Origin of the sequence: Caenibius sp. WL (genome assembly GCF_019803445.1) — a bacterium.
Lineage (GTDB): Bacteria > Pseudomonadota > Alphaproteobacteria > Sphingomonadales > Sphingomonadaceae > Caenibius.
Genome location: NZ_CP081844.1, coordinates 2,109,533 through 2,135,756, shown reverse-complemented (window position 1 = coordinate 2,135,756; position 26,224 = coordinate 2,109,533). Strand labels below are relative to the sequence as shown.

Below are 26,224 nucleotides of genomic sequence, written 5' to 3'. Positions count from 1 at the left end.
CGCGCGCGGTGTCATGAGCGCCCCTTCTCCTTCCTCCGGCCAAGCCACGCGATTTGCGGCTGTCATCGTGGCGGCGGGTCAAGGCCTGCGCGCGGGCCAGCCCATGCCCAAGCAGTTTGCGCCATGGCGCGGCAAACCGCTCCTCCGCCATGCTGTGGAAGCGCTGGCCGCTGCCGGTGCCGCCCCGATCGTGGTCGCCATTCCTGAAGGCGCGGATGCTCTGGCGCGGGACATGCTTGGGGATATTGCCGGGATCGATCTGGTAACGGGTGGAGCCACCCGCCAGGCATCGGTCAAGGTCGCGCTGGAACGGCTTGCCGCTGCCTCCCCACAGCGGGTGCTGATCCACGATGCGGCGCGGCCGGTTGTTCCTGCCACCGTCATCGAACGCCTCCTGAGCGCGCTCGACACCGCGCCGGGGTCCATTCCCGTCCTGCCGGTGGTCGATAGTCTTGCGATCGATCGCGGCGGTTTCATGGCCGGCAGCGCGAAGCGTGAGGAATTGCGCCGCGTGCAGACGCCGCAGGCATTCCGGTTCACCGACATTCTTGCCGCGCACCGATCCTGGACCAGCGCATCCGCCGCCGGAGACGATGCGCAGGTCGCGCGTGCCACCGGGTTGCCGGTAGCGCTGGTCGAAGGCGATACCGCTCTGTGCAAGATCACCTTTGCGGAGGATTTCATGGAAGACCTGCCCGCGATCCGTTTCGGCACCGGATATGACGTCCATCGCCTTGCCGATGGTGAGGAACTGTGGCTTTGCGGTGTCCGGATCGAACACACGCAGGGACTGGCCGGGCACAGCGACGCCGATGTGGCCATTCACGCCCTTGTCGACGCGCTTCTGGGCGCGGCCGCGACGGGGGATATCGGGCAGCATTTCCCCCCCAGCGATCCGCAGTGGCGCGGCGCGGATTCCAGCCATTTCCTGCGCCATGCCGTCGCCCTGGCCGGGCAAGCGGGCTATCGCGTGGGCAATGCGGATGTCACAATCATCTGCGAAGCCCCCAGGATCGGCCCGCACAGGGATGCAATGCGCACCCGCCTGGCGGAACTGATGAACGTTGACATCGGTTGTGTTAGTGTCAAGGCGACGACAACGGAGGGCCTGGGCTTTACAGGCCGGCGCGAAGGGATCGCCGCCCAAGCAGCGGCAACACTCATCAGGATCAGTTAGGGATTGCGACTATTATGGCTGTAAGCGGCCTTCTGCCGGACGAAATCGAAGAGCTCGCCAAGCGGGTTGTCGAGGCCAACACCAGGGCCGGGCGCAAGGTTGCGGTCGCCGAAAGCTGCACTGGCGGCCTTGTCGCCGCCGCGCTGACCGAGATTGCAGGCAGTTCGTCGGTTCTGGATCGCGGTTTCGTGACCTATTCGAACCAGGCCAAGATGGCGATGCTCGACGTACCGCAAGACATTATCGATACTTTCGGCGCCGTGTCCGTGGCCTGCGTCTGGGCCATGGCGAAAGGCGCGCTCGCCAAGAGCGATGCCGATGTGGCTGTTGCGATCAGCGGCGTTGCGGGCCCCGATGGCGGCACAGAACACAAGCCGGTGGGCACTGTCGTTTTCGCTCAGGCGCGGCGTGGCGAAGAAAGCACCGAACCGGTTGCCGAAATGCGCAAGCTCGATGGATCGAGCCGCGCCGAAGTGCGCCGTCAGGCCACTCTGGTGGCGCTGGAATTGCTGCTGCCGTAAAGATCCTGAGCCCGGGCTTCGAACGCGGCGACCATCTTGTGAAACGCCTTTTCGAAATATTGCCCCGCCAGCTTCTCGAACATCTTGCTCTTGAAGCTGAATTCGACATGGAAATCGATTTCGCACTCCGTGTCGCTCAGCGCAGTGAACAGCCAGCGGTTGTGCAGGTCCTTGAGCGGACCGTCGACATAATGAACGAGAATTTCACGCGGCCGGTTTTTCGTCACCCGTGAGGTGAACTTTTCCCGCAGCGCCTTGAACCCGACCAGCATATCGGCGACCATTTCGGTGTCGCTGTCCGAACGGACGCGGGTCGCCACCACCCACGGCAGAAATTCGCCATAGCGGCCGACATCGGCCACAAGGTCGAACATCTGCCCAGCGCTGTAAGGCAGCCGGCGAACTTCCTGCATGGCGGGCATCAGCGCCCCTTCTCCAGCTTCGTTTGCCGGGCGGCGCGCATTTCCGCAAAATCCTTGCCCGCGTGATAGCTCGAACGGGTCAGCGGGCTGGATGCCACCTGCAGGAATCCCTTGGCGCGGGCAATCGCGCCATAAGCCGAAAACGCCTGCGGAGTGACGAACTCCTCCACTTTCGCATGTTTGGGCGTTGGTTGCAGATACTGCCCCATAGTGATGAAGTCGACATCGGCGCTGCGCATGTCATCCATCACCTGATGCACTTCGAGCCGCTGTTCCCCAAGCCCCATCATGATGCCGGACTTGGTGAAGATCAGCGGATTGTGCATCTTCACTTCTTCCAACAGCCGCAGCGAAGCGAAGTAGCGCGCGCCGGGGCGGATCGTGGGATAGAGCCGCGGCACCGTTTCCAGATTGTGATTGTAAACATCCGGGCCCGCCGCCACGATAGCTTCGACGGCAGGGCGCATCTTCCCACGGAAATCGGGCGTGAGGATTTCGATAGTCGTGTCCGGCGTATTCCGCCGCAGTGCCTCAATCACTTTGACGAACTGCCCGGCCCCGCCATCCGGCAAATCGTCCCGGTCGACAGAGGTGATGACGATATGCTCCAGCCCCATTTCCGCCGCAGCGGTGGCCACATGTTCGGGCTCCAGCGGATCGACCTTGCGCGGCATCCCCGTCTTCACATTGCAGAACGCGCAGGCCCGCGTGCAAACATCGCCGAGAATCATCACGGTGGCGTGCTTCTTCGTCCAGCATTCTCCGATGTTGGGACACGCTGCTTCTTCGCATACCGTATTAAGGCCCAGGTCGCGCATGAGCTTGCGCGTTTCCTGATAACCTTTGCTGACAGGCGCCTTGACGCGAATCCAATCGGGCTTGCGCGGGCGCTCGGGGTTCACCGGAGTGGAAGACAGATCGTTCATTGGCCCCATCTAGGCCCGCATGCCCTACTCCGCAATGCCTGCAAAACGCGCCAAATTTGCGTCCTCCCCCTTGCCAGCGGCAGATGGAAAGCGCATGGGCGCCAGCATGTCGATCACACCCTCGCTCGAATTAGCCAGCCTGATCGAAGGCTATCGTCGTTTTCGTGAGAATGGTTGGGGCCGCAGGCGAGAACGTTGGGCTGCGCTGAGCGAAGCGCAGCACCCGCAAGTCATGGTCATCGCCTGTTCCGACAGCCGCGTTGACCCGGCGCAGATTTTCGATGTCGATCCGGGCGAAATTTTCGTGGTGCGCAATGTCGCCGCCATGGTACCCCCGTTTGAAACGACCCCTGGCCTGCACGGGGTTTCCGCCGCGCTCGAGTTCGCGGTGCAGACGCTCAAGGTCAAGGAAGTGGTCGTTCTCGCGCACGGAATGTGCGGCGGCTGCAAAGCCGCATTGACGCAGGAACTCCGCGGTACGGAGCCCGGTGAAGGCGGATTTATTGCCAACTGGATTTCCCTGCTCGATGAAGCGCGTGAACCAATCGCGCGCGAACTCGGCACCAAGGGCCGGCAGGCGGAACGCGCGATGGAACAGGCCAGCGTCAAAGTCACGCTCGACAATCTGCGCACGTTCCCCTGCGTTAAAGAGAAAGAAGCAGCTGGCAAATTGCGGTTGCGTGGAGCCTTCTTCGCCATTTCCGATGGCATTCTTCATCTGCTCGACGAAGAGACCGGAACGTTCGAACCGGTATCATGACTTGCGATCTGCGCCATGCCATTCCATGAGATGGCATGGCAGCAGAATCCTTGCACAACATCGCCTTGCTGATCGATGCGGACAATGCGTCTCCGGCTGGCATCGATTCCGTTCTTACCGTTCTGGCCGAACTGGGGCAGGTCAACATTCGCCGCGCTTATGGCAATTGGCGTAAGACGACGCTCAAAGGCTGGGCCGATATCGTCCATCGTTACGGTATCGAACCCCAGCAACAGTTCGATCTGACCAAGGGTAAGAACGCCACCGATATGAAGATGACCATCGACGCGATGGACATGCTTTATCGCGGGCGGGTCCATGGCTTCGGGATCATGAGTTCCGACAGCGATTTCACCCCGCTGGCCATGCGGATCAGGCAGGACGGTTATCCCGTCTACGGCTTTGGCAGCGGGCAAACCCCGGAAGCTTTCAGACAGGCCTGCACCCGTTTCATCGATGTCGATGCTCTCACCAAAGCGGAACGTGCGGCGAAGGGGCAGGAACAGCCCCAGGAAAAGCCGCGTATGGACGAAACGCTGCTCAATCTCCTGATCAACGCCTACAACGCCAGCAAACGGGATGAGCGCGGCTTCGCCAAACTGGCCGAAGTCGGCCAGCGCGCGGGCAATCGCTCCAGCTTCGACACACGCAGCTATGGCTATCCGCGCCTGATCGATCTGATTGAAGCCACCCCCTCCTTCATCACGGAGCGGCGCGAAGGCGGGCAAGTCTGGATCAAGCGCCTGCGTTGACGCTGGACATAACAAAAGGGCGGTAGGCTTCCCTACCGCCCTTTCAATCATGCTCGAAGGGGATCAGCCCTTCGTGCCGATCAGCGCCAGCCAGAGGCGCGCCACGGCCTGACGAGGGCCGGTGACCTTCTCGAAATTGGCCTTGGCTTCGGCATACTTGCCCTGATCGTATTGGGCGATACCCAGGCGGGTCAGCGCAGCATTCTGGTCGGGGCTGCCGTTCAGTGCGGCCTTGTACAGTTCTTCCGCCTTCCCCGGCTCGCTGTAGCTTAGGAATGCATCGCCCAGGCTCAAGGCGCGGTTGCCGCCAGCGGCCTTGGCGCCAGCCACTTCACCTGCGAGCGAAGCCTTGTCGCTGCCCACGCGGCCAGCGGCGTTCTGCCGCGCTTCAGCAACCCAGGCATCCGACCGATTGAGCGCATTCGCGGCATAACCCTTGTCGATCACGCGCACCACTTCACCCGGAAGGCGGCGCGGATCAGCCGATTCGACATATTCCTTGTATTCGGACTGGACGAATTTCGGCTCGTTTTCCAACGCGCCCGAACGGTCCATCAGGCGGAACAGATCGAGCGTGGCCGGCGTATCGAGACCGCTGAAATTGCGCACCATCTGCGCCGCGTTCAGCCAGTTCATCTTGTTGGGGTTCTGCGCGACCCAAGCCATGGCCACATCGATCGCTTCCGGCCCGAGCTTGGCATTGTAGGCGACCATGCTGGCGCGGCTGAACCACGAATCCGGCACCGCCTGGCCAGCGGCCTTGCGCGCGGCGGCAAGCTGTTTGAACGCGGCCAAGCCTTCGCGCGCCTGCCCTGCCTGAGCGTAGGAATCGATCAGGAGCGGCCCCAGCGCGTCTTCCTGAACCCCGCCATCGGCTGCTGCTTTCAGCGCCTTGATGGCGGTGGGGAAATCCTTGGTCGCATAAGCGAAGTTGCCCAGATAGAACTGGTAAGTCGCCTGCTTGTCCGCCGGGACCTGACCGCTATCGAGCATCATGCCGACGCCGCGCTTGCGCAGCGCATCGTCACCGTTGGAATTGCCGATGCTGAAAAGGAACTGGCCTGCGGCCATCTTGTCGCCCGGCGTGCTGGCGGCAGAAGCGGCTGCTTCAGCCTTGGGCAGCACCGCGTTCGCCGCAGCGATAAGCTGGCCCTGATCGGCACCGCTGGCCTTAAGCTCGTCGAGCTTCTTGATTTCTTCCTGCACGGGCTGTGCGGCCGCAACGAATTCCTTGCTGTAGCCACCGCCGCCGCCTTTTTTGGCCGCATGTGCCGGAGTAGCAGTCAGCCCGTAGCCAACCAGCCCCATGCTTGCAGCCATGGCGATTGCAGCAATGCCGACAGTGTTTTTCGGGAAAAATCCCCGCATGCATCATCTCCTTTTGCGGCCAGATTTCACGGCCCAAACCAGCAACAATTCACCGCTAGTGACGTTAAAAGCGGGGTTTTGCAACCGTGCCCAGATAGGTGCCCCCTACTGAACAGCGATTGAATGACATACATCCGCGACGAACGGCTTGGCAACGGGGGCTGCGCATGTGGAAAACGCCCGCCGAGCCCCCTATCCCGCTGGCCTTTCCCCCCCGGTTGGCCTAGGCCGAAAACTCAGAAATACGCAGTACAAGAGATCCGTTTTCCGTGAGCGACGACACCGATACCCTCACCCCGCCCGTTCCCTCCTCCAGCCCGGATATCGAACGGATCGACATCGTCGATGAAATGAAGACGAGCTATCTCGATTACGCGATGAGCGTGATCGTGTCTCGTGCGCTGCCCGATGTGCGCGATGGGCTCAAACCCGTGCATCGCCGCATCCTTTTCGCCAGTCAGGAAGGCGGCATGGTTGCCGGCCGGCCCTACCGCAAAAGCGCCAAGATCGTCGGCGACGTGATGGGTAACTATCACCCGCACGGCGACTCCGCGATCTACGATGCGCTGGCGCGCATGACGCAGTCCTGGTCGATGCGGGTGCCCTTGGTCGATGGTCAGGGGAACTTCGGTTCGATGGACCCGGATCCGCCGGCTTCCATGCGATATACCGAAGCGCGCCTTGCCCGCGTTTCCAACAGCCTGCTCGACGATCTCGACAAGGATACCGTCGATTTTCAGGACAACTACGACGGTTCTCGGCGTGAGCCGCAGGTTCTCCCGGCCCGCTTCCCCAATCTGCTGGTCAACGGGGCTGGCGGTATCGCCGTCGGGATGGCCACCAATATCCCGCCGCACAATCTGGGTGAAGTGATCGACGGTTGCCTTGCTTTCATCGAAAACCCCGCCATCACTACCGAAGAACTGTTCGAAATCATTCCCGGGCCGGATTTCCCCACCGCCCCCTTGATTCTCGGTTCGGCGGGCGCACGGGCGGCCTATACCACCGGGCGCGGATCGATCCTGATGCGCTGCCGCCACGAGATCGAGGAAGGTCGGGGGGACCGGCGCTCGATCGTGCTGACCTCGATCCCGTTCCAGGTCGGCAAATCCAACCTGGTCGAAAAAATCGCCGAAGCCGCCAAGGACAAGCGGATCGAAGGCGTCTCCGACATTCGCGACGAATCCAACCGCGAAGGCGTCCGCGTGGTCATCGATCTCAAGCGCGATGCCACGCCTGAAGTCGTCCTCAACCAGCTTTGGCGCCACACGCCCGCGCAATCGAGCTTCCCGGCCAATATGCTCGCCATCCGTGGCGGCAGGCCGGAAGTGCTTTCGCTGCGCGATATGGTGCAGTGCTTCATCCAGTTCCGCGAAGAAGTTATCACCCGCCGGACCAAGTTCGAACTGAACAAGGCGCGTGACCGGGCGCATATCTTGCTCGGGCTGGTGGTCGCGGTTTCCAATCTCGATGAAGTGGTGGCGATCATCCGCAGCGCCTCCAATCCGGCACAGGCGCGCGAAAAGCTGCTGGCGCGCGAATGGCCGATTGGCGATATCGCGCCCTATATCCGGCTGGTCGAAGCATTCGAGCCGACCGCTGGCGAAGACGCGCTGGATACCTATCGCCTGTCGGAAATCCAGGTGAAGGCCATTCTGGACCTGCGCCTGCACCGGCTCACAGCGCTGGGCCGCGATGAAATCGGGGATGAGCTCAAGGAACTGGCCACCGCGATCGAAGAGTATCTTTCGATCCTGGCTGATCGGGCCAAGCTCTATCGGGTCATGCGCGGGGAACTGGAAGAAGTCCGCTCGCTCTACGCCACGCCCCGGATTGCCGAAATCGCCCCGGCCTGGGATGGGCTGGAAGATGAAGACCTCATCGAACGCGATGATATGGTCGTCACCGTAACGCTCGATGGCTATATCAAGCGCACCCCGCTTTCGACTTTCCGCGCGCAGAACCGCGGTGGCAAGGGCCGCGCGGGCATGGCGACCAAGGACGAGGATGTCGTCAGCGACATGTTCGTGACGAGCACACACAATCCGGTGCTGTTCTTCTCCACCGCCGGCAAAGTCTATCGTCTCAAGGTATGGAAACTGCCGGAAGGCGGCCCCGCCACTCGCGGCCGCCCGATCGTCAACCTGCTGCCCGCGCTGGATCAGGGTGAAACGATCGCCACTGTCCTTCCTCTGCCCGAGGATGAAGCGAGTTGGGGCGCTCTCAGCGTCGTCTTCGCCACGGCGAAAGGCAGCGTGCGCCGCAACAGCATGGATGCCTTCGCCAACATTCCATCGAACGGCAAACTAGCGATGCGGTTCGAGGACGACAGCGCCGACCGGCTGATCGGCGTCGCCTTGCTCGGTTCAGGCGACGATGTGCTGCTTGCAAGCCGCAACGGCAAGGCCATCCGTTTCGCCGCCGATGAAGTGCGCGAATTCACCAGTCGCACATCCACCGGCGTACGCGGGATGACGCTGAAGGACGGTGACGAGGTTGTTTCGCTGTCGATCCTCCATCGCGTCGGCACGAAACCAGAAGAACGTGACGACTACCTCCGTTTCGCCCCATGGAAAGCGGAGAAGGAAGGCCAGCCCGAAATGGACGAGGCGCGCTTCACCGAACTGGTGGAGAAGGAACAGTTCATTCTCACTATCTGCGCCAACGGGTACGGCAAGCTCAGTTCCGCTTACGAATACCGCCGTACCGGCCGTGGCGGCCAGGGTATCACCAATATCGACAACATCCGCCGCAACGGGCCGGTGGTGGCGAGCTTCAGCGCAACGCAGGCCAACCAGTTGATGCTGGTCACCGATCAGGCCAAGCTGATTCGCATCGGGCTGGATTCGCTGCGTGTCATCGGTCGTGCCAGCGCCGGTGTCCGGCTGTTCGATGTGGCCGACAACGAACACGTGGTGAGCGCCGTGCGCATCGACGAGCCGGAAGAGGCCGAGGTGTTGGAAGATGCCGTCGAAGCAGGCTCATCTGTCGAAACGGATAGTACCGACACGCCCGGTGGCGCCGATAGCGATGAGGCCGTTTAACATCCTTCCACAAGAGGGCTGATAGCCCGACAAACACAAACTGGCTGGTTGCGCGCCCATGCGACCAGCCAGTTTGCATTTCTGCTTATGAGAAGCGCGGCGCTCCCTTATGCTCAGCTCTTGAATGCCTGCCACGACACTGTAGGGCGCTGGCGATGACGCACGACATTCACATTATCGGCGGCGGCCTCGCCGGGAGCGAAGCGGCCTGGCAACTGGCCCAGCGCGGTTTCCAAGTCCGCCTGTCGGAAATGCGAGGCGCACCTGCGGAACGGGGCGGGGAAATGACGCCTGCCCATCAGACCGATGGCCTGGCGGAATTGGTCTGCTCCAATTCCTTCCGTTCAGACGATGACGAGAAGAACGCCGTCGGCCTGCTCCATCACGAAATGCGGCGGCTCGGATCGCTGGTCATGCAAGCCGGGGAAAAGGCGCGCGTTCCGGCCGGCTCCGCTCTGGCGGTGGACCGCGATGTCTTCTCTCTTGCGGTGCAGCAGGCGCTGGAAAATCACCCCAATGTCACGGTTGTCCGGGAACGAGTGGACACCCTTCCCGTATCGAGCCCGGCCATCGTGGCGACGGGGCCGCTGACAGCCGCCACGCTGGCTGACAGTATCGGCCGCGCCACCGGTGCGGACAGTCTCGCCTTTTTCGACGCCATTGCCCCCATCGTCCATTTCGACAGCATCGATATGGACATCTGCTGGAAACAGTCGCGTTGGGACAAGAAAAGCGGGCCGGACAGCGACGGCAAGGATTACATCAACTGTCCGATGAATAAGGACCAGTATCTGGCCTTCCATCAAGCCTTGCTGGATGGGGAGAAGACCACGTTCAAGCAATGGGAGGAGAACACCCCCTATTTCAACGGCTGCATGCCGATCGAGGTCATGGCCGAACGTGGGCTCGACACTTTGCGGTTCGGACCGATGAAGCCGGTGGGGCTGGACGATCCGCGCACAGGACGCTGGCCTTATGCCGTGGTCCAGTTACGGCAGGACAACAAGCTCGGCACGCTGTGGAACATGGTTGGCTTCCAAACCAAGCTCAAACATGCAGAACAAGTGCGCCTGTTCCGAACGATTCCCGGGCTGGAAAAGGCCGAGTTCGCCCGTCTGGGCGGTCTGCACCGCAACACTTTCATCAATTCACCGGTCGTTCTGGATCGCCAGCTGCGTCTCAAAGGGGCATCGCACATTCGCTTCGCCGGTCAGATCACCGGCTGTGAGGGCTATGTCGAAAGCGCCGCGGTTGGCATTCTAGCCGGGCTCATGGCAGCCGAAGAACTGGCCGGGCGAAACTGGGAAAGCCCGCCGCGCACCACGGCGATGGGAGCCTTGCTAGCCCATATTACCGGCGATGCCGAAGCGGACAGTTATCAGCCGATGAATGTCAATTTCGGGCTGTTCCCGCCCTTACACGACATCAAGAAAAAGGTGCGCAAGGAAGCGTACACTGATCGGGCCAAGGCGGATTTCGGTGCATGGCTCGAAACCGCGCAGCTGATGCAGGCGTAAACCCGCGTATCAGCAACGGCAGGCGGGCTTCTTTGCCGGTTTCGGGGCGGTGGCAGCGAACTCGGCCTGAGTCAGTTCTCCATCGCCATTGACATCGGCGGCCTTGAAGCGGTTCGAAGTGGTGACGGCCCATTCTTCGAATGTCAGCAGATTGTTGCCATCCACATCGAGCTTGCGGAAACCGTCGGCGCGCGATGCCAACATTTCTTCGCGGGTGATGCGCAAGTCACGATTTCGATCGTAACGGAAGAAACGCTGCTGTTCGCGCGTCAGTTCCGTCGCTTCTGGCGGGGCTGGCCCACGCATGCCCGACGCATCGGCAAGGGGCAGCTTGTCCTTGCCTGTCGAGGTAGGCAACGCGGCAACCGGCGGGGCGGCGGCTTCAATCCGCTCGCGCCCCTGCCACCAGAACAGGCCGATCGCCGCAAACGCAAGCCCCAGAAACACGCCCAGTATGATCCGGCTCACCCCACATCCCCCTGCGAAGCCAAAGCGTGACGGCAGGCCCGCCTTATCGCCCTAGCAAACCGAGGCGCATTGCCGCCAGCATATCGCCAGCTCCTGCGAGCAGTGCCCCATCCGCCCGTTTCAAGGCACGATGCGCCAGACCGGCCAGAACAGTCAACGGCCGCATGGCGCGCGGCAGAGTGTGTGCGGGCGCACCTTCAATCCGCGCCAGTGCCAGAGCTGTTTCGCGTTCGTGCGGATCGCTCAACCCCGAGGCCAGATCGACCAGCGCCCACAGCCGCCCGGCCTGCGCCGCTGCATCCCCGGAACCGCCATGCAAGCGAGCCAGAGCCGCGAAGCATTCCGCCCGGCCTGCGGCAAATCCCAGCATGGCATTGCGTGTAAGTGGACCATCGGCGAGAAGCTGTTCCCAACCGTCAACCAGACCGCGCAAGGCCGATTCCTCCCCGACCCAATCGGCAAGCGAGGCAAGCAAGGGGTTGCCCGCCGGACGATCAGCCACATCCTGCTCAAACCTGTCGCGCCACCACGCCAGCCTCAACTGGGCGAGCATCGGCTCACGCGCCTGACGCACGATATCGGCAAGCGTGGTATCGAGCAGGAACAGCGCGGCAAAACCGGGCCGGGTGCTGCGCGAGGCGTAAGTCAGCGCAAGTCGCTGAGGCATGCGCAGACGGACCAGATCATCCTCGGTCATCGAGTGCTTTCGTGCCGCGTTGCGTTGCGGTCTGCCTATTGGCCGGATACGGCCGGCGGCAGACCACGTCAGCTCCTTAGCGGTAACAGACTTTCTTGACCGCCGCGACGATCCTGTTCGCATCGATCAGCGCGAGCTTTTCGAGATTGGCCGCATAAGGCAGCGGCACATCCTCGTTGCATACACGCAGGACCGGGGCATCGAGATCGTCAAAGCCATCTTCCATGCAGATCGCCGCCACTTCCGACGCAATGGAGCACTGCGGCCATCCCTCTTCTGCCACCACCACGCGGTTGGTCTTGGCAAGGCTGGTCAAAATGGCTTCACGGTCGAGCGGACGCAGCGTCCGCAAATCGATCACTTCTGCGTCGATCCCTTCGTCCGCAAGCTTTTCAGCAGCTTCCAGCGCAAGACCGACGCCAATCGAATAGGATACGATCGTTACGTCGCTGCCTTCGCGCATGATCCGCGCCTTGCCGATCGGCAGGACATGGTCATCAAGCTGTGCCAATTCGAAGCTGCGCCCGTAAAGCAGTTCGTTTTCAAGAAACACCACGGGATCTTCGCTGCGGATCGCGGCTTTGAGCAAACCCTTGGCATCCGACGCGTCATAAGGCGCGATCACCACCAGCCCCGGCACATGGGCATACCACGGGCCATAGTTCTGGCTATGCTGCGCACCAACCCGGCTGGCCGCGCCATTCGGGCCCCGGAACACCACCGGGCAGCGCATCTGGCCGCCGGACATGTAATTGGTCTTGGCCGCGGAATTGATGACATGATCGATCGCCTGCATGGCGAAGTTGAAGGTCATGAATTCAACGATCGGGCGCAGGCCACCCATAGCCGCGCCAGTGCCGATCCCGGCGAAACCGTATTCGGTGATCGGCGTATCGATCACCCGCCGGGGGCCGAATTCTTCGAGCAGGCCTTGAGTGACCTTGTAGGCCCCCTGATACTGCGCGACTTCTTCCCCCATCACGAAAATGCGATCGTCGCGGCGCATTTCTTCCGCCATCGCATCGCGCAAGGCTTCGCGCACAGTGACGGTGATCATGTTGGTGCCTGCCGGAACATCCGGATCGTTGCGACGGGCCTTGGCCTGCGGCCTGGGCGCGGCAGGGGCCGATTCCTCGGAAGCTTCCTCTTCCGCCTTATCCGCCTTTGAAGCCTTGGCAGGCTTGGCTTCGGATACGTCCTCACCCTCAGCCGCCAGAATCGCGATGACGGTGCCGACCTGGACATTTTCCGTCCCCTCGGGGACGACGATCTGTCCCACAGTCCCTTCGTCGACCGCTTCGAATTCCATAGTCGCTTTATCGGTTTCGATCTCAGCAAGAATATCGCCTGCCTGGACGGTATCCCCTTCCTTCACCAGCCAGCGGGACAGAGTGCCCTCTTCCATGGTCGGAGAGAGGGCGGGCATTTTCAGTTCGATGGCCATCAGTAGCTCTCCACCAGCACGTCGGTGTAGAGTTCAGCAGGTGCCGGCTCGGGCGAGTTTTCCGCAAAATCGGCGGATGCCGCGATTTCGGCACGGATACGCTTGTCGATGTCCTTCAATTGGTCCTCTGGAATTCCGCGTTCGAGAAGGTCCGTCTTCGCCCGCTCGATCGCATCGTTGTGTTCGCGCACGTCCTGCACTTCTTCGCGGGTCCGGTACTTGGCCGGGTCCGACATGGAGTGACCGCGATAACGGTAGGTTTTCAGTTCCATCAGCACCGGGCCGTTGCCACCCCGCACATGCTTAAGCGCGATTTCGGTCGCCTGGCGGACTTCCAGTACGTCCATACCATCCACGTTCAGGCCCGGAATGCGGAACGCAGTGCCCCGGCGATAGAAATGCGTTTCGGCGGAACTGCGCTGCACCGAAGTGCCCATCGCGTACTGGTTGTTTTCGATCACGAAAATGATCGGCAGCTTCCACAGGCTGGCCATGTTGAAAGTTTCATAGACCTGCCCCTGATTGGCTGCGCCATCGCCGAAATAGGCGACGCACACGCCGCCATCGCCGCGATACTGGTGCGCGAAAGCGAGCCCCGCCCCTAACGGCACCTGCGCGCCGACGATGCCATGCCCGCCATAAAATGCGTGTTCGAGCGAGAACATGTGCATCGAGCCGCCCTTGCCATGGCTGATGCCCGCTTCGCGGCCGGTCAGTTCGGCCATGATGATCTTCGGATCGATCCCGTAGGCGAGCATGTGCCCATGATCGCGGTAGCCGGTGATGACACTATCCTTGCCTTCTTCCAGCGCCGACTGGATACCCACGGCGACAGCTTCCTGGCCGATATAAAGGTGACAGAAACCACCGATCAAACCGAGACCGTAGAGCTGCCCTGCCCGCTCTTCAAAGCGGCGGATAAGCAGCATTTGCTCGTAGAATTTCAGGAGTTGATCGTCGCTGGCGTCGAAACGCCGGGCCTTTTCAAGCTCCTCCTGAAGGCTGCGAAGTGCGAAATTCTCATCCGCTGGTGCACTGGGCTTCTTGCTTGCGGGTTTCTTCGCAACGCTACCGGTACGGGCGGCGGGCTTGGCCAAAATTCCTGTCCTCTCATCATGCGGTTACCAACGGGCAACCCAAGAACCATCGAAGGCCGGATATAGGCGCAAGCCGCCACGGGAAGCAACGGGCAGAAGCCCCAAACGGCCACACAAAGTTTTGAAACCGGCAATGCCGAACGGGCAAGACCGGCGGCCTGCCGTGGCCCACGCTTACTTCACCGTGATGACAACTTCATCCGGATGAGCGACGTTGAGATTGCTGCGGAGGAGTTCCCCCACCAGATCGGGATCGGCATGCCGGGGATCGAGCAGGGCAACCCGATTCTTCAACTCGTCCCGCTCTTCCTGCAATTGCGCGATATGGGCATTGCGCTGGTCCAGCAGCTTCAAATTCTCGCCCCAGGCCAATGCTCCGCTCGGCCCGAAGAAGGCCATTGCGGCCAACAAAAGCAGCACCGCAAGAGCAAGGCCCTGCAGCAGTTTTTCGCGCGGCGATCGGATCAAGGTTTCAGACTTCGGCACGCCGCCAAAGAATCACAGTTAGGGTTTGAACACAAGTGACATTCCGCGAGAGTGAGCATTTTTCAGACGCATTGTTTGCCCACGCGGCCACGCCATCGAGCGGCCACTCCCCATCTGCGGTTTCGGTTCCTATCTGACCATGATGTTCGGAACATTGAGAATGGTCGCGCGCGACCGTGTCCGCCTTGCGGAAATTTCCGCCACCCTTTCCCGTCACGGCCTCGGTTATGTCGCGGCATGGCTCGGCATCGGCGGCGGCGAAACAAGCGAATCCGATGCATCGACGGCGCCGCGTCGCTTGCGTCAGGCGTTGGAGGACCTGGGGCCGACCTATATCAAGCTCGGACAGATCCTGGCGACGCGCGCGGACCTGCTTGCCCCTGAATGGATTGCCGAACTGGAGCGCCTGCAAAGCGATGCCCCGACAATGCCGTTCGAAGCTCTGCGCCCCGCTCTCGAAGAGGCGCTGGGCGAACGGGTGGAGGATGCCTTCGCCACGTTCGAGACGACACCGCTGGCCGCCGCATCCATGGCGCAGGTGCATCGTGCGCAATTGCAGGACGGCAGCGCGGTTGTGGTCAAGATTCGGCGCCCCGGCATACGGCCACAGATGGAAGCCGATCTCAGGATATTGGCCGAACTCGCCGCCATGGCCGAACGGGCAAGCCCCGACCTGCGACATTTCCAGCCCCAGGCGATGGTTGCACAGTTGGCCAGTGCGCTGTTGCAGGAGCTCGATTTCACCATCGAAGCGCGCAATGCCGATCTAATCCGCACCGATTTCGACGGGGATGCCCGCGTCATCGTACCTGCGATCCACTGGTCATACACGTCCGAGACCGTGCTGATCATGGATTACATCGACGGCACGCCGCCAATCGGCGGGGACATGCTGCGGGAAGCGGGCCTCGACACGGCGGCCATCGCCTCGCTCGGAGCCGATATCGTCCTCGACATGGTGCTGATCAACGGGCGCTTCCACGCCGATCCCCACCCCGGCAATCTGCGCTGCATCGCGGGCAATCGCCTCGCTCTGCTGGACCTCGGCCTGATCGGGCATGTCAGTCCGCGCCGGAAGGAAGAATTCATCAGCTTCACGCAGGCGCTTCTGACGAGCGACAGCGATGCGCTGGCCGATGTGCTGCTGTCATGGTCGAATCAGAGTGGGCGCGCGCTACCTGAAACTGCCCGATCCGCGGCCGAAGGGCTGATCGCACGCCATGGCGGGCAGAAGCTGGTGCTGAGCGCCATGGTCGCGGATTTCATGCCTTTGCTGCGCGAGCGGGGCCTGGCCATGCCGCCGGACCTGATTCTGATTTTCAAGGCACTGGTGACGATGGACGGCGTGCTTTCGCGCATAGAACCGGGTTTCGACCTGTCGGATGCGTTGAAGCGTTCGGCCATGCGCCTCGCCGCAGCTCGCCTTGCCCCTGCCCATTGGCAACCGATTTTGCGCGCGCTGGCATGGGAACTGGCCCGGGTCGGCGACGATGCTCCGAACCTGGTCCGAGCCGCCGCGCGCAAGCTGACGGAACCCGCTCTTGCCGATCCATCCACAAAGGAAGCGCTGCATGCGCAGACCCGGGCCATTTCATGGCTCGTTCGGGCGATATGGGGAGGCGCGGGCCTGATCGCCGCAGCTATTCTCGCAGCGCGTTTCCTTTAACGCTTTCATAGAGGCCAAACCAAGAGGATCAGCGGCGTGCCCACCAGCACGACCAGCAGCGACAAGGGCGCGCCCAAGCGGGCATAGTCGCTGAATTTGTAGCCGCCCGGCCCAAAAACCAGCGTGTTGCACTGATGCCCGATAGGGGTCAGGAAATCGCACCCTGCCCCCACTGCTGTGGCGATCAGAAACGCTTCCGGCCGATAGCCGAGCGTATTGGCGAACCCCGCCGCTATCGGCGCCATGACCAGCACCGTCGCGGCATTGTTGAGGAATGGCGTCACGATCATGGCCGCCACCAGTATCAATGCGACCGCGCCCCAGGCGGGCAGAAACCGTGCCAGCTCAGCCAACCCACTTGCCAGCACGTCCGAAGCACCCGTGCTTTCGAGTGAACCGCTGACGGGAATCAGCGCTGCCAGCATGATGAGAATCGGCCATTCTATGGCTTCATAAGCTTCGTTCACCGGCAGCGCCCCGGTGATCACGACAAGCGCCGCCGCCGCGAAGAACGCCGTCGCCACCGGCACCAGCCCGGTGGCTGTTGCCAGCATCGCGACACCGAGAATGAGCACGGGCAACCAGCCTCGCCGCGACATGCCCAAACGGATGTCGCGCTGTGCCAGTGGCAAGGCCCCCAATTGCTTCAGGCGCAGCGGAAGGAGTTCGAGCGGCCCCTGCAAAACGATCACGTCGCCCGCTTGCAGCACCACCTGCCCCGGCTTGCTCATCAAGTGTTCGTCGGCCCGCGACACGGCGATCAGATGGATGCCGAACCGTTCGCGCATTAGCAGGCGCCCCGCCGTGCGCCCGATCAGCACAGAATCCGTCGTCACCACGGCTTCGATCACACCGATATGATCCTGATCGCCCTCCTCCCCGCTCTCCTTGTCACCGCCGGTCAAAACCAGCTTGTCGCGGGAAATGACCCGTTCGAGTTCGTGCGGGTCGCCGCTCAGGATCAGCACATCCCCTTCCCGCAAGGCCATGCCCGGATGCACCGCCCCGCGCCGCCCGTCCCGCAGGACAGTGGTGATCGCCACTTCGTTGTGATGCCGTTCGAGGAAATCGGCGATGGTTTCGCCGCAGGCAGCCGAATTCTCGGGCACGGTCGCTTCGGTGACATAACCCGATATGTTGAGCGCTTCCCCCATGGTCGGCGCGGCGCGTCTGTCGCCGGGAAGCAAGCGGTAGGCGAAACGCAGAAACACCAGCCCAACGATCAGCAGGCCCAGGCCGGTGGGCAGATAATCGAACATTCCGAACGGCTCGCCCGTCAGATCTTCGCGCACACGGCTGACAATGATGTTGGGCGATGTGCCGACCAGCGTCATCAGCCCGCCAAGCAAAGAGGCGAAAGCCATTGGCATGAGGAAAATGGATGGGCTGGTATCGCTTTTCTTCGCCATCTGGAAAGCCGCGGGCATCAGCATGGCCAAAGCCCCGACATTCTTGATCAGCCCGGATGCGACGCCCACCGAAGCCGTCAGCACGGTAAGCTGCGAACTGATCCGCGTCAGGCGGCGCGACAGGAACCCCATCGCGAGCTCGATTATACCGGAGCGCTGGACCGCAGCCGACAGCACAAGCGCCGATCCCACGATGATCACGATATCGTCCGAGAACCCCGAAAAGGCGTCCGCAGGTTTCACGATGCCCAGGCCAAGCGCGACCAGCAAGGCGATAACCGCCGTGATGTCGTATCGAAACTTTCCCCACAGGAAGAGAACCATCATTCCGGCCAGCGTGGCGATGGAAAACCATTGCGGAAGCGTCATCGGATTTCAGGTCCCCTCGCCGTGTTCTGCCGTTGCATCATGCACTTGCTTCGATTGCACGTTCAACGCGTCACGCGCATTTTCGGGTGCGCCCGCCGGATATTTTTCCTGTGATCGGGCCAGCCTTGTTCAACACACGTTGTCCGTATCGCGCAGGCGGCCTAGCAGGGCACCATGATTGCTCAGGTCGAACCGTTCCACGCCATTGCCATCAGCCGCATGGCCCACGATCTCGCTGCCGAAGGGCGTGACATCATCCATATGGAATTCGGGCAACCTTCCACCGGCGCACCGAAGCTGGCCATAGAAGCGGCCCACCACATTCTCGATACCGATCCGATGGGCTATTGGGAAAGCAGCGCGCTCAAGCAGCGCATCGCGCGCTATTATGCGGAATCGCACGGGGTGACGATCCACCCGGAGCAGGTATTGCTGACCTGCGGCGCTTCCCCCGCGCTTGTCCTTGCCCTTTCCTCACTGTTTCCACCCGGCGCGCGGGTCGCGCTGGCGCGGCCCGGATACGTCGCGTATCGCAACACGCTCAAGGCGATGTACCTCGAACCTGTCGAAATCGCCTGCGGACAGGCAGAACGGTTTCAGCTTTCCGCCGCCGCGCTGGCCCGGATCGACCCCGCACCCGAAGGGATCATCATCGCCAGCCCAGCCAACCCCACAGGGACGATCATCGCGCCCGAAGAACTGGCCGCCATCGCCACGCTATGCCGGGACCGCGGGATCAGGATCGTCTCCGATGAAATCTATCATCGGCTTTCCTACACCGCTCCCGCGAACTCGATGCTGGAATTCACCTCCGATGCGCTGATCATCAACAGCTTTTCGAAGTACTACAGTATGGCGGGCTGGCGATTGGGATGGCTCATCGTGCCCACCGACTGCCTCGACGCGGCGCGTGCCCGCATGGGTAACCTGTTTCTCACCCCGCCGGCATTGGCCCAACACGCGGGCCTTCGCGCATTCGATTGCCGCGAAGAACTCGATGGCCATGTCCATACTTATGCGCGCAATCGCGATCTGCTGCTGGATGCCATGCCGCACCTGGGTCTGCAACGGATCGCACCGCCCGATGGCGCTTTCTACATCTACGCCGACATCGGCCATCTGACGAACGACAGCCTTGCGTTCTGCCAGCGGCTGCTTCGCGATACGGGCGTGGCCACGGCTCCCGGCCTCGATTTCGATCCGGTCGACGGGCATCGCTTCATCCGGTTCAGCTTTGCGGTCGCCACCCCGCTGATCGAACAGGCCATCGCGCGGATGATCCCATGGTTTCAACAACAAAAATGCGCCTGATTTTCGATCCGGGCACATATTAAGCAACGCCCATCCGCGCTGCGATTGCCGATGTTTTCCCCTTTCGGTAAGGCTTCGTCCCACGAGAGGCATACGAGTTTGAAGGAAAGACGATGAGCAACGCATCCATCGACAACGATCCGGTCCTCAACGGGCAGGCATGGCGCGATTTCTGTGCCGAACTGGCCAATGTCGGGGATATGATTCTCGATCCGGGCAATCCGTCCAACCCGATCGACCGGGCCGAAGGGTTCCGCTACCTTACCCGCCTCCTCCGTCTCGGCCTCGAACAGCAGATCGAAGCGCGGGACATGAGCTTCCCTTTCTTCTACCAACTCAGCCACACCACCGGGAAGATCGGCGCCGATAATCCGGACAACGTGTACTGGAACGCGCGGATCAGCGGCAATTACGAATATCGCATCACTGTCAAACGCGGGACGATGGCCTACTTTTCCATCCTCGCCAACGCCTTCCGCTATCAGGAAGACGGCACCAATCTCGCCACGGGCAAGCTGATCGACAGCGATATCGAATGGGATGCCAATGGCGTTGCCGAGATCATCGCATCGTGCAATCCGCAGCCCAAGAACTGGCTCCGGCTCGAACCGGATGCCAACATGATCATCGTGCGGCAAAGCTATCTCGACCGCGCCACCGAAAAGCCCGGCGAGTTCAAGATCGAACGGATCGGCGGCCCTGCCATGCCCGCCCCGCTTGCCCCCGAAGCGCTGGGCGCTGGTCTCAAGGAAACGATCAGCTTCCTACGCGGCATTGTCGGCACATTCATCGACTGGTCGAAGATGTTCCGCGAAAATCCGAACGCATTCCCCGATATCGATCAGGGCATGTTCCAGAAGGGCGGTGGGGCGACCGACATCTTCTACGCCCATGCTTACTGGCAGATTGCCGAGGATGAAGCCTGGGTGATCGAGGTAACGCCGCCGGAATGCTATTACTGGAATTTCCAGCTCGACAACTGGTGGATGGAATCGCTCGATTACCGCTTCGTCAACTGCACGGTGAACAAGACCACCGCCAAGCTCGAGCCGGATGGCAAGCTGATTATCGTCGTTGCGGCGGAAGATCCCGGCTTCGGCAACTGGATCACCCCGGCCGGGCATACCGAAGGCACCGCCCTGCTGCGCTGGGCAGGCGCGAACGAACATCCGCTGCCACAGGCCAAAGTCGTCAAGCTCGCGGATATTCGGCGGTGACCAGCGTTGCGGACGATCCGATCATGGGGTTCGACCCCGATGCCATCGTTCGCTCCGAAACCGTCGATATCGCAGCCCCCGCCAGCGTGGTCTGGCAAGTCCTGATCGATCTGCCACGCTACAACGAATGGAATCCGTCCTGCATCAGGGCGGATTCCACGCTGGAAATGGGTGCCCCGGTCAACATGGTGCTGCAAAGCTATGCCGAACCGGGCAAGCTGTTCCATGTGGTTGAATACATCTGTGCGTTCGAGCCTGAACGGCTCCTTTCGTGGTCGGCCCCTTACGACGAAAGCTGGCCCTATCCGGCGCGGCGCGATCAGGTGATCGAACAGACCGGCCCCACGTCCTGCCGGTATCACAGCACCGATACCTTCTATGGCGAACACGGCATTCACGTCTTCCGGTTCGCGGGCCCGTGGGTCAAACGCTCTTTCGACGATTCCGCCTATGCTCTCAAAGCGCGGGCGGAAGCGGTCTATTCCGGTCAGGTGAGCTTCTGACGAACGGAAACGGTTTTCGATCCGGCATTATTGACCTCCCTATCTGCTTTTCCGTACGCTGCGTTTCGCATATCCGATCCGTCCTGATGTGCGGTGCACCTAGCCTCTTTCCGGGCCGGGCAGCGTCGCCCCACGGGAGCACATAACACACCGGATCGCCGGAATTGGGAGAACAGAGCCGTGGCCGAATATGACTATATCATCGTCGGGGCCGGATCGGCCGGATGCGTCCTGGCCAATCGCCTCAGCGCCGATCCGGGCAAAAAGGTGCTGCTGCTCGAAGCCGGGCCACCCGATACGCATCCTTTCATCAAGATGCCTGCGGGGATGCTGGAATTGTTCAAGACCGGCAGGCACCACTGGCACTTCACCACAGTGCCGCAAAAGCACCTCAATAACCGCGAGATCATGCTCTACACCGGCAAGACTCTAGGCGGTTCCAGCAGTGTCAACGCGATGCTCTACATCCGTGGCGCGAAGAAGGACTATGACGATTGGGCCGCTGCCGGTAACGAAGGCTGGAGTTTCGAGGACCTGCTGCCCTATTTCCGCAGCACCATGCACCAGACCCGGGGCGAAAACGCCTATCACGGGGTCGATGGTGAACTGTGGGTTTCGGATGCACCCGATCTACCCAATCATGTTCTGATGCGTTGCTACATGGCGGCGGCGCAGGCACACCAGATTCCGCTGACCGATGATTTCTGCGCTGGCGATCCGGAAGGCGCGGGATGGACGCAGGCCACGATCAAGAACGGTGTCCGCTGTTCCAGTTCGCAGGCGTTTCTCAGCCCGGTCAGGCACCGCCAGAATCTCGAAGTGCGCACCGGGGCCCTCGCCATGCATGTCGATATTATCGATGGCCGGGCCAGAGCGGTCGTGTTCCAGCACAAGGGTGCGGAACACGTGATCAGCGGCAAGGAAGTCATTCTGGCCGCAGGTGCGCTCAAGACACCGCAACTGCTGCAAGTGTCGGGAATTGGCAACGCCCCCGATCTGGAGCGGGCCGGTATCCGGGTGAAGCACCACCTGCCGGGCGTGGGCGCCAATCTGCACGATCATCCATCCGTGCTGATCAAGTACAACACCGACCGCCCTTTGACGTTCAGTGGCATGTCATTCTTCGAACGGGCGAAGATTTTCCTGCAATGGGCGTTCCTGCGCCAGGGCTATGGCGCCTGGCACAATTTCGACGGTAATATCTTCACCCGTTCGAAGCCAGGCCTCGATGCGCCTGATCTGCAGCTCCAGCTCGTCCCGCTGATGTCGGACGGTCTCGATGGCGGGGACACGCGGCGTCATGGCCTGTCGATCACCATGTGCTGCATCACACCGGAAAGCCGGGGTACGATCCGCCCACGCACGGCGTCCGCGCTCGACGCAGCCGAAATCGATCTCAATTTCATGGAAAAGCGCGCCGACATGGAAACGCTGATCAATGGCGTCAAGCTCGGCCGCAGCATCATGACCAGCGATGTCTGGCGGGACGACAAAGGGCCGCTTGTCGGCTCGGAACGCGCACCGGGGCTTTCGGTCAAGACGGATGAGGAAATCGAGGCCTTCCTGCGCGATTCCGTCACCACCGATTTCCACTTTGCCGGGACCTGCCGCCTCGGGCGCGATCCGATGGGCGTGGTTGCGCCCGATCTTCGGGTCCATGGGATCGAGGGGCTGACCGTTGCCGATGCCTCGGTCATGCCCACGCCGCTGCGCGGCAACACCAACGCCCCATGTATCGCTATCGGAGCGAAAGCGGCCGATATGCTGGCGGCATCGGCCTGATTATGGGCAGAGGAACGGAAGACCATACAAACACGGTCTCCCGTTCCATCGCTCAAGTTTGAGGCAGCGGTTCGGCCCCGCCCTCACCCGCATTCTCCGCCCATGCATCGTCATGTACCTGACTGCTCCCATACCGGGCATAGAGCGTGGGCAGCACGAACAGCGTGAGCAATGTGGTCGAGATGAGGCCCCCGATCACAACGGTTGCCAGCGGTTTCTGCACTTCCGCCCCCGCCCCGCTGGCGAGTGCCATCGGCACGAATCCCAGACTAGCGACCAGCGCGGTCATCACCACCGGGCGCAACCGCTGGAGCGCCCCCAGGCGTGCCGCTTCTGCCCGTTCCATGCCCGAGCGCATCAGCGCCCTGATCGAGGAAACCATGACCAAGCCGTTGAGCACGGCGATGCCCGACAGAGCGATAAAGCCCACCGCCGCCGAAACGGAGAAATCCATCCCTCTCAGCAACAGCGCCAGCACACCGCCCACCAATGCCAGTGGCACGCCGGTAAACACGATCGCCGCGTCCCGCACCGATCCCAGTGCCCCATAAAGCAACAGCAGGATCAGTGCGAAGCAGGCCGGAATCACAAGTTGCAACCGATCCCGCGCGGATGCCAGATTTTCGAACTGCCCGCCCCATTCGAGATAGCTGCCGGCAGGCAGGCGGATATCCTTGGCAATCGCGGCCTGCGCATCGTCCACCACGCTGGCGATATCACGCCCTCGGACATTGGCCTGCACCACGACCCGGCGCTTGCCGTTTTCGCGGCTGATCTGGTTCGGACCATCGGTAATGCGGATATCCGCCACGCTGGCCAGCGGCACGAACGAACCGCCGGAAATGGGAACCTGCACCTGCGCCAACATCGACAGGTCGGCCCGCTGGGCTTCCGAAAAACGGATCACCACCGGGAAGCGGCGGTCGCCTTCGAAGATCATGCCCGCCTCGCGCCCGCCGACTGTGGCGCTGATCGTATCCTGCACATCCTGCGCGGTAACCCCAAGCCGGGCCATTGCATCGCGGTTGAGCCGGATATCGAGGATCGGCAACCCGGCGGTCTGCTCGACTTTCACATCGACCGCGCCCTCCGTGCGCCGCAACACGTCGGCGATCCGCTCGGCCGTGGCGTTCATGGTGTCAAAGTTGTCGCCGAACACTTTGACCGCCACATCCCCGCGCACCCCCGCGATCAGTTCGTTGAACCGCATCTGGATCGGCTGGGTGATTTCATAGGCGTTGCCTGGGAACCGCGCGATTTCCTTTTCGATCCGTTCAATCAGTTCAGCCTTGTCGAGGCCAGGATCGGGCCATTCCTTGCGGGGTTTAAGGATCACGTACATGTCTGTCGCATTGGGGGGCATGGGATCGCCCGCCAGTTCGGGTGTCCCGGTCTTGGAGAAAGCCAGCTTTACTTCCGGCAGCTTTGTCAGCGCCTTTTCAAGCGGCAGAGTCATTGCCTGGCTCTGATCGAGCGACGTGGCGGGAATGCGCGTCGCCTGAACGACGATATCGCCCTCATCCAGTTGCGGCAGGAACACCTGACCCAGCGACAGGAACGCAAGAGCCGCGATCACGAAGCTCCCGATCCCGATCCCTATGGTCAGCGACGGACGGTTCATCGCCTTGTCCAACCCGGGCCTGTAGCGGAGCTTGAGCCAGCGCATGATGCGGCCTTCCTTCTCCTCGATCCGCTTCGACAGCCAGATCGCGATCGCCGCCGGAATGAAAGTCAGCGACAGGACAAAGGCACAGGCCAGCGCAATAATGACGGTCAACGCCATCGGCACGAAAGTCTTGCCCTCCACGCCGGTCAACGTGAGCAGCGGCACATACACCAGGATAATGATCGCCTGCCCATAGACCGTGGGACGGATCATTTCACGGGCAGCCGAAGCGACCGTATCGAGCCGCTCCTCCAGCGAAAGCAGATGCCCCGCCTGCTGCTGCCGTTCGGTCATGCGCCGCAGCGCATTCTCCACGATGATCACCGCGCCATCGACGATCAGGCCGAAGTCCAGCGCGCCGAGGCTCATCAGGTTGGCCGAGACCCCGGCTTGCAGCATCCCGAAGCCGGTCAGCATCATGGTGATCGGGATGACAGCCGCCGCGATCAGCGCCGCCCGGAAATTGCCGAGCAGAACGAACAGCACCGCCACCACCAGCAGCGCACCTTCGCTCAGGTTCTTCGCCACCGTCCTGATAGTCGCGTTGACCAGCGTGGTACGGTCGAGAACGGGTTCGACCACCACATCGGGCGGCAGGGACGAATTGATTTCCTCAAGCCGTTCCGCAACCGCGATAGCGACGGTCCGGCTGTTCTCCCCGATCCGCATGATCGCCGTGCCGACCACCACTTCGGTGCCGTTTTCCGATGCCGATCCCATGCGTACTGCTTGCCCGGTGCGCACCGTCGCCACCTGATCGAGTGTGATCGGAACCCCGCTGCGCGTAGCGATAACGACGCGGGACAACTCGGCTGTGTTCCTGATGAGCGCATCCGAGCGCACCGCCAGCCCTTCGCCATTGCGATTGACGAAACCGCCGCCGATGCTCGTATTGTTGCGTTCCAGCGCCGTTGTCAGATCGGCGAGCGTCAGTTCCAATGCTGCGAGTTTGGGTACATCGGGAATGACCAGATATTGCTTGCCGTATCCGCCGATCGAATCGACCCCGGCGACGCCGGGAACGTTCTTGAGCAAGGGTGCAACGATCCATTCCTGCGCCGTGCGCAGATAGGTCGCTTTCTCGATATCGCTGGTCAGCCGCTCCCCTTCGGGTGTGATATAGCTGCCATCCGGCTGCATCCCCGGTTCGCCGGGCTTGTGGTCATCATCTTCACGATGGGAAAGGCGCACCGTCCAGTTGTAAATCTCGCCAAGCCCAGTGGAGATCGGCCCCATTTCCGGTGCTGCGCCAGAAGGCAGATTTTCCTGCACGCTGCTCAGCCGTTCGCCCACTTGCTGGCGCGCAAAATAGATATCGGTCGAATCCGTGAAGACCGCCGTTACCTGCGCGAAGCCATTGCGGCTGAGCGAGCGGGTATACTCCAGACCAGGAATGCCGGCGAGCGCGGTTTCGATGGGGAACGCCACCTGCTTTTCGACCAGTTCGGGCGAAAGCGCGGGCGCACGGATATTCACCTGCACCTGGTTGTTGGTGATGTCCGGCACCGCATCGATAGGCAGCCGATAGAGGGCCGCGCCACCGATCACGGCGGCGATGGCGGTCAGCAACAGCACGAGCCAGCGCTTGTGGACCGCCCAGTTTACGATTGGGGCAATCATCG

At 61.8% G+C, this 26,224-nt stretch carries 21 protein-coding genes; 11 read left to right on the top strand and 10 right to left on the bottom strand.

The window, feature by feature from the left end:
* The first annotated feature begins 13 nt into the window (after positions 1 to 13).
* Positions 14 to 1,177: a bifunctional 2-C-methyl-D-erythritol 4-phosphate cytidylyltransferase/2-C-methyl-D-erythritol 2,4-cyclodiphosphate synthase gene (locus K5X80_RS10125; protein WP_222557623.1), complete on the top strand. Its 1,164-nt coding sequence runs from the start codon at positions 14 to 16 to the stop codon at positions 1,175 to 1,177.
* Between the two features lie 14 nt (positions 1,178 to 1,191).
* Positions 1,192 to 1,698, top strand: a complete 507-nt coding sequence (locus K5X80_RS10120; protein ID WP_222557622.1) for a CinA family protein — start codon at positions 1,192 to 1,194, stop codon at positions 1,696 to 1,698.
* On the opposite strand, the gene K5X80_RS10115 is transcribed toward K5X80_RS10120, so the two are convergent.
* Positions 1,659 to 2,120 carry a type II toxin-antitoxin system RatA family toxin gene (locus K5X80_RS10115; RefSeq protein WP_222557621.1) on the bottom strand — a complete coding sequence of 154 codons (462 nt, stop codon included), beginning with the start codon at positions 2,118 to 2,120 and terminating at the stop codon, positions 1,659 to 1,661. The two genes, K5X80_RS10120 and K5X80_RS10115, sit on opposite strands and share 40 nt — an antisense overlap.
* A complete protein-coding gene (gene lipA, locus K5X80_RS10110) occupies positions 2,120 to 3,046 on the bottom strand; it encodes a lipoyl synthase (RefSeq protein WP_261390491.1) in 927 nt (308 codons plus the stop codon). Before lipA ends, K5X80_RS10115 begins: the two co-directional genes overlap by 1 nt.
* A gap of 106 nt (positions 3,047 to 3,152) precedes the next feature.
* Here lipA and K5X80_RS10105 point away from each other — a divergent pair, with 106 nt between their 5' ends.
* Complete coding sequence (locus tag K5X80_RS10105) at positions 3,153 to 3,806, top strand: carbonic anhydrase (RefSeq protein ID WP_222557619.1); 654 nt, start codon at positions 3,153 to 3,155, stop codon at positions 3,804 to 3,806.
* Between the two features lie 35 nt (positions 3,807 to 3,841).
* Positions 3,842 to 4,558, top strand: coding sequence for an NYN domain-containing protein (locus K5X80_RS10100; RefSeq protein WP_222557618.1), 717 nt, complete (start codon positions 3,842 to 3,844; stop codon positions 4,556 to 4,558).
* Between the two features lie 63 nt (positions 4,559 to 4,621).
* Here the strand turns inward: K5X80_RS10100 and K5X80_RS10095 are convergent, their stop codons facing one another.
* The gene (locus K5X80_RS10095) at positions 4,622 to 5,926 is read right to left on the bottom strand and encodes a hypothetical protein (protein ID WP_222557617.1); all 1,305 of its coding nucleotides are present in this window, start codon (positions 5,924 to 5,926) and stop codon (positions 4,622 to 4,624) included.
* Positions 5,927 to 6,195: 269 nt separating this feature from the next.
* Here K5X80_RS10095 and gyrA point away from each other — a divergent pair, with 269 nt between their 5' ends.
* Together gyrA and trmFO are read left to right on the top strand one after the other, a co-directional pair.
* The gene (gene gyrA / locus K5X80_RS10090) at positions 6,196 to 8,970 is read left to right on the top strand and encodes a DNA gyrase subunit A (RefSeq protein ID WP_261390490.1); all 2,775 of its coding nucleotides are present in this window, start codon (positions 6,196 to 6,198) and stop codon (positions 8,968 to 8,970) included.
* Positions 8,971 to 9,125: 155 nt separating this feature from the next.
* A complete protein-coding gene (gene trmFO / locus K5X80_RS10085; RefSeq protein WP_222557616.1) occupies positions 9,126 to 10,487 on the top strand; it encodes a methylenetetrahydrofolate--tRNA-(uracil(54)-C(5))-methyltransferase (FADH(2)-oxidizing) TrmFO in 1,362 nt (453 codons plus the stop codon).
* A gap of 9 nt (positions 10,488 to 10,496) precedes the next feature.
* Here trmFO and K5X80_RS10080 read toward each other — a convergent pair whose 3' ends face one another.
* The 5 genes from K5X80_RS10080 to K5X80_RS10060 form a co-directional block, all read right to left on the bottom strand.
* Positions 10,497 to 10,955 carry an EF-hand domain-containing protein gene (locus K5X80_RS10080; protein WP_222557615.1) on the bottom strand — a complete coding sequence of 153 codons (459 nt, stop codon included), beginning with the start codon at positions 10,953 to 10,955 and terminating at the stop codon, positions 10,497 to 10,499.
* A 43-nt stretch (positions 10,956 to 10,998) separates the two neighbouring features.
* Positions 10,999 to 11,652, bottom strand: a complete 654-nt coding sequence (locus K5X80_RS10075; protein ID WP_222557614.1) for a squalene/phytoene synthase family protein — start codon at positions 11,650 to 11,652, stop codon at positions 10,999 to 11,001.
* Positions 11,653 to 11,728: 76 nt separating this feature from the next.
* Positions 11,729 to 13,096 (bottom strand): pyruvate dehydrogenase complex E1 component subunit beta, encoded by a 1,368-nt coding sequence (locus tag K5X80_RS10070; protein WP_222557613.1) that lies wholly within the window; start codon positions 13,094 to 13,096, stop codon positions 11,729 to 11,731.
* Positions 13,096 to 14,193, bottom strand: a complete 1,098-nt coding sequence (gene pdhA / locus K5X80_RS10065) for a pyruvate dehydrogenase (acetyl-transferring) E1 component subunit alpha (protein ID WP_222557612.1) — start codon at positions 14,191 to 14,193, stop codon at positions 13,096 to 13,098. The genes K5X80_RS10070 and pdhA overlap by 1 nt, the downstream gene beginning before the upstream one ends.
* A 174-nt stretch (positions 14,194 to 14,367) precedes the next feature.
* A complete protein-coding gene (locus tag K5X80_RS10060) occupies positions 14,368 to 14,592 on the bottom strand; it encodes an FtsB family cell division protein (protein ID WP_502778658.1) in 225 nt (74 codons plus the stop codon).
* A gap of 247 nt (positions 14,593 to 14,839) precedes the next feature.
* On the opposite strand from K5X80_RS10060, the gene K5X80_RS10055 reads away from it, so the two are divergent.
* Positions 14,840 to 16,345 carry an ABC1 kinase family protein gene (locus tag K5X80_RS10055; protein WP_222557610.1) on the top strand — a complete coding sequence of 502 codons (1,506 nt, stop codon included), beginning with the start codon at positions 14,840 to 14,842 and terminating at the stop codon, positions 16,343 to 16,345.
* A 5-nt stretch (positions 16,346 to 16,350) separates the two neighbouring features.
* Here K5X80_RS10055 and K5X80_RS10050 read toward each other — a convergent pair whose 3' ends face one another.
* Positions 16,351 to 18,123, bottom strand: coding sequence for an SLC13 family permease (locus tag K5X80_RS10050; protein ID WP_222557609.1), 1,773 nt, complete (start codon positions 18,121 to 18,123; stop codon positions 16,351 to 16,353).
* 174 nt (positions 18,124 to 18,297) lie between these two features.
* Here K5X80_RS10050 and K5X80_RS10045 point away from each other — a divergent pair, with 174 nt between their 5' ends.
* From K5X80_RS10045 to K5X80_RS10030, 4 genes are all read left to right on the top strand, one after another.
* Entirely contained in the window at positions 18,298 to 19,434 is a 1,137-nt protein-coding gene (locus tag K5X80_RS10045; RefSeq protein ID WP_261390489.1) for an aminotransferase class I/II-fold pyridoxal phosphate-dependent enzyme, read from the top strand.
* Between the two features lie 113 nt (positions 19,435 to 19,547).
* Entirely contained in the window at positions 19,548 to 20,651 is a 1,104-nt protein-coding gene (locus tag K5X80_RS10040; RefSeq protein ID WP_222557608.1) for a hypothetical protein, read from the top strand.
* On the top strand, positions 20,648 to 21,154 hold the full coding sequence (locus tag K5X80_RS10035) for an SRPBCC domain-containing protein (RefSeq protein WP_222557607.1): 507 nt from the start codon (positions 20,648 to 20,650) through the stop codon (positions 21,152 to 21,154). Before K5X80_RS10040 ends, K5X80_RS10035 begins: the two co-directional genes overlap by 4 nt.
* Before the next feature lie 180 nt (positions 21,155 to 21,334).
* The gene (locus K5X80_RS10030) at positions 21,335 to 22,936 is read left to right on the top strand and encodes a GMC family oxidoreductase (RefSeq protein WP_222557606.1); all 1,602 of its coding nucleotides are present in this window, start codon (positions 21,335 to 21,337) and stop codon (positions 22,934 to 22,936) included.
* 52 nt (positions 22,937 to 22,988) lie between these two features.
* Here the strand turns inward: K5X80_RS10030 and K5X80_RS10025 are convergent, their stop codons facing one another.
* Positions 22,989 to 26,222 (bottom strand): efflux RND transporter permease subunit, encoded by a 3,234-nt coding sequence (locus K5X80_RS10025; protein WP_222557605.1) that lies wholly within the window; start codon positions 26,220 to 26,222, stop codon positions 22,989 to 22,991.
* Positions 26,223 to 26,224 lie beyond the last annotated feature (2 nt).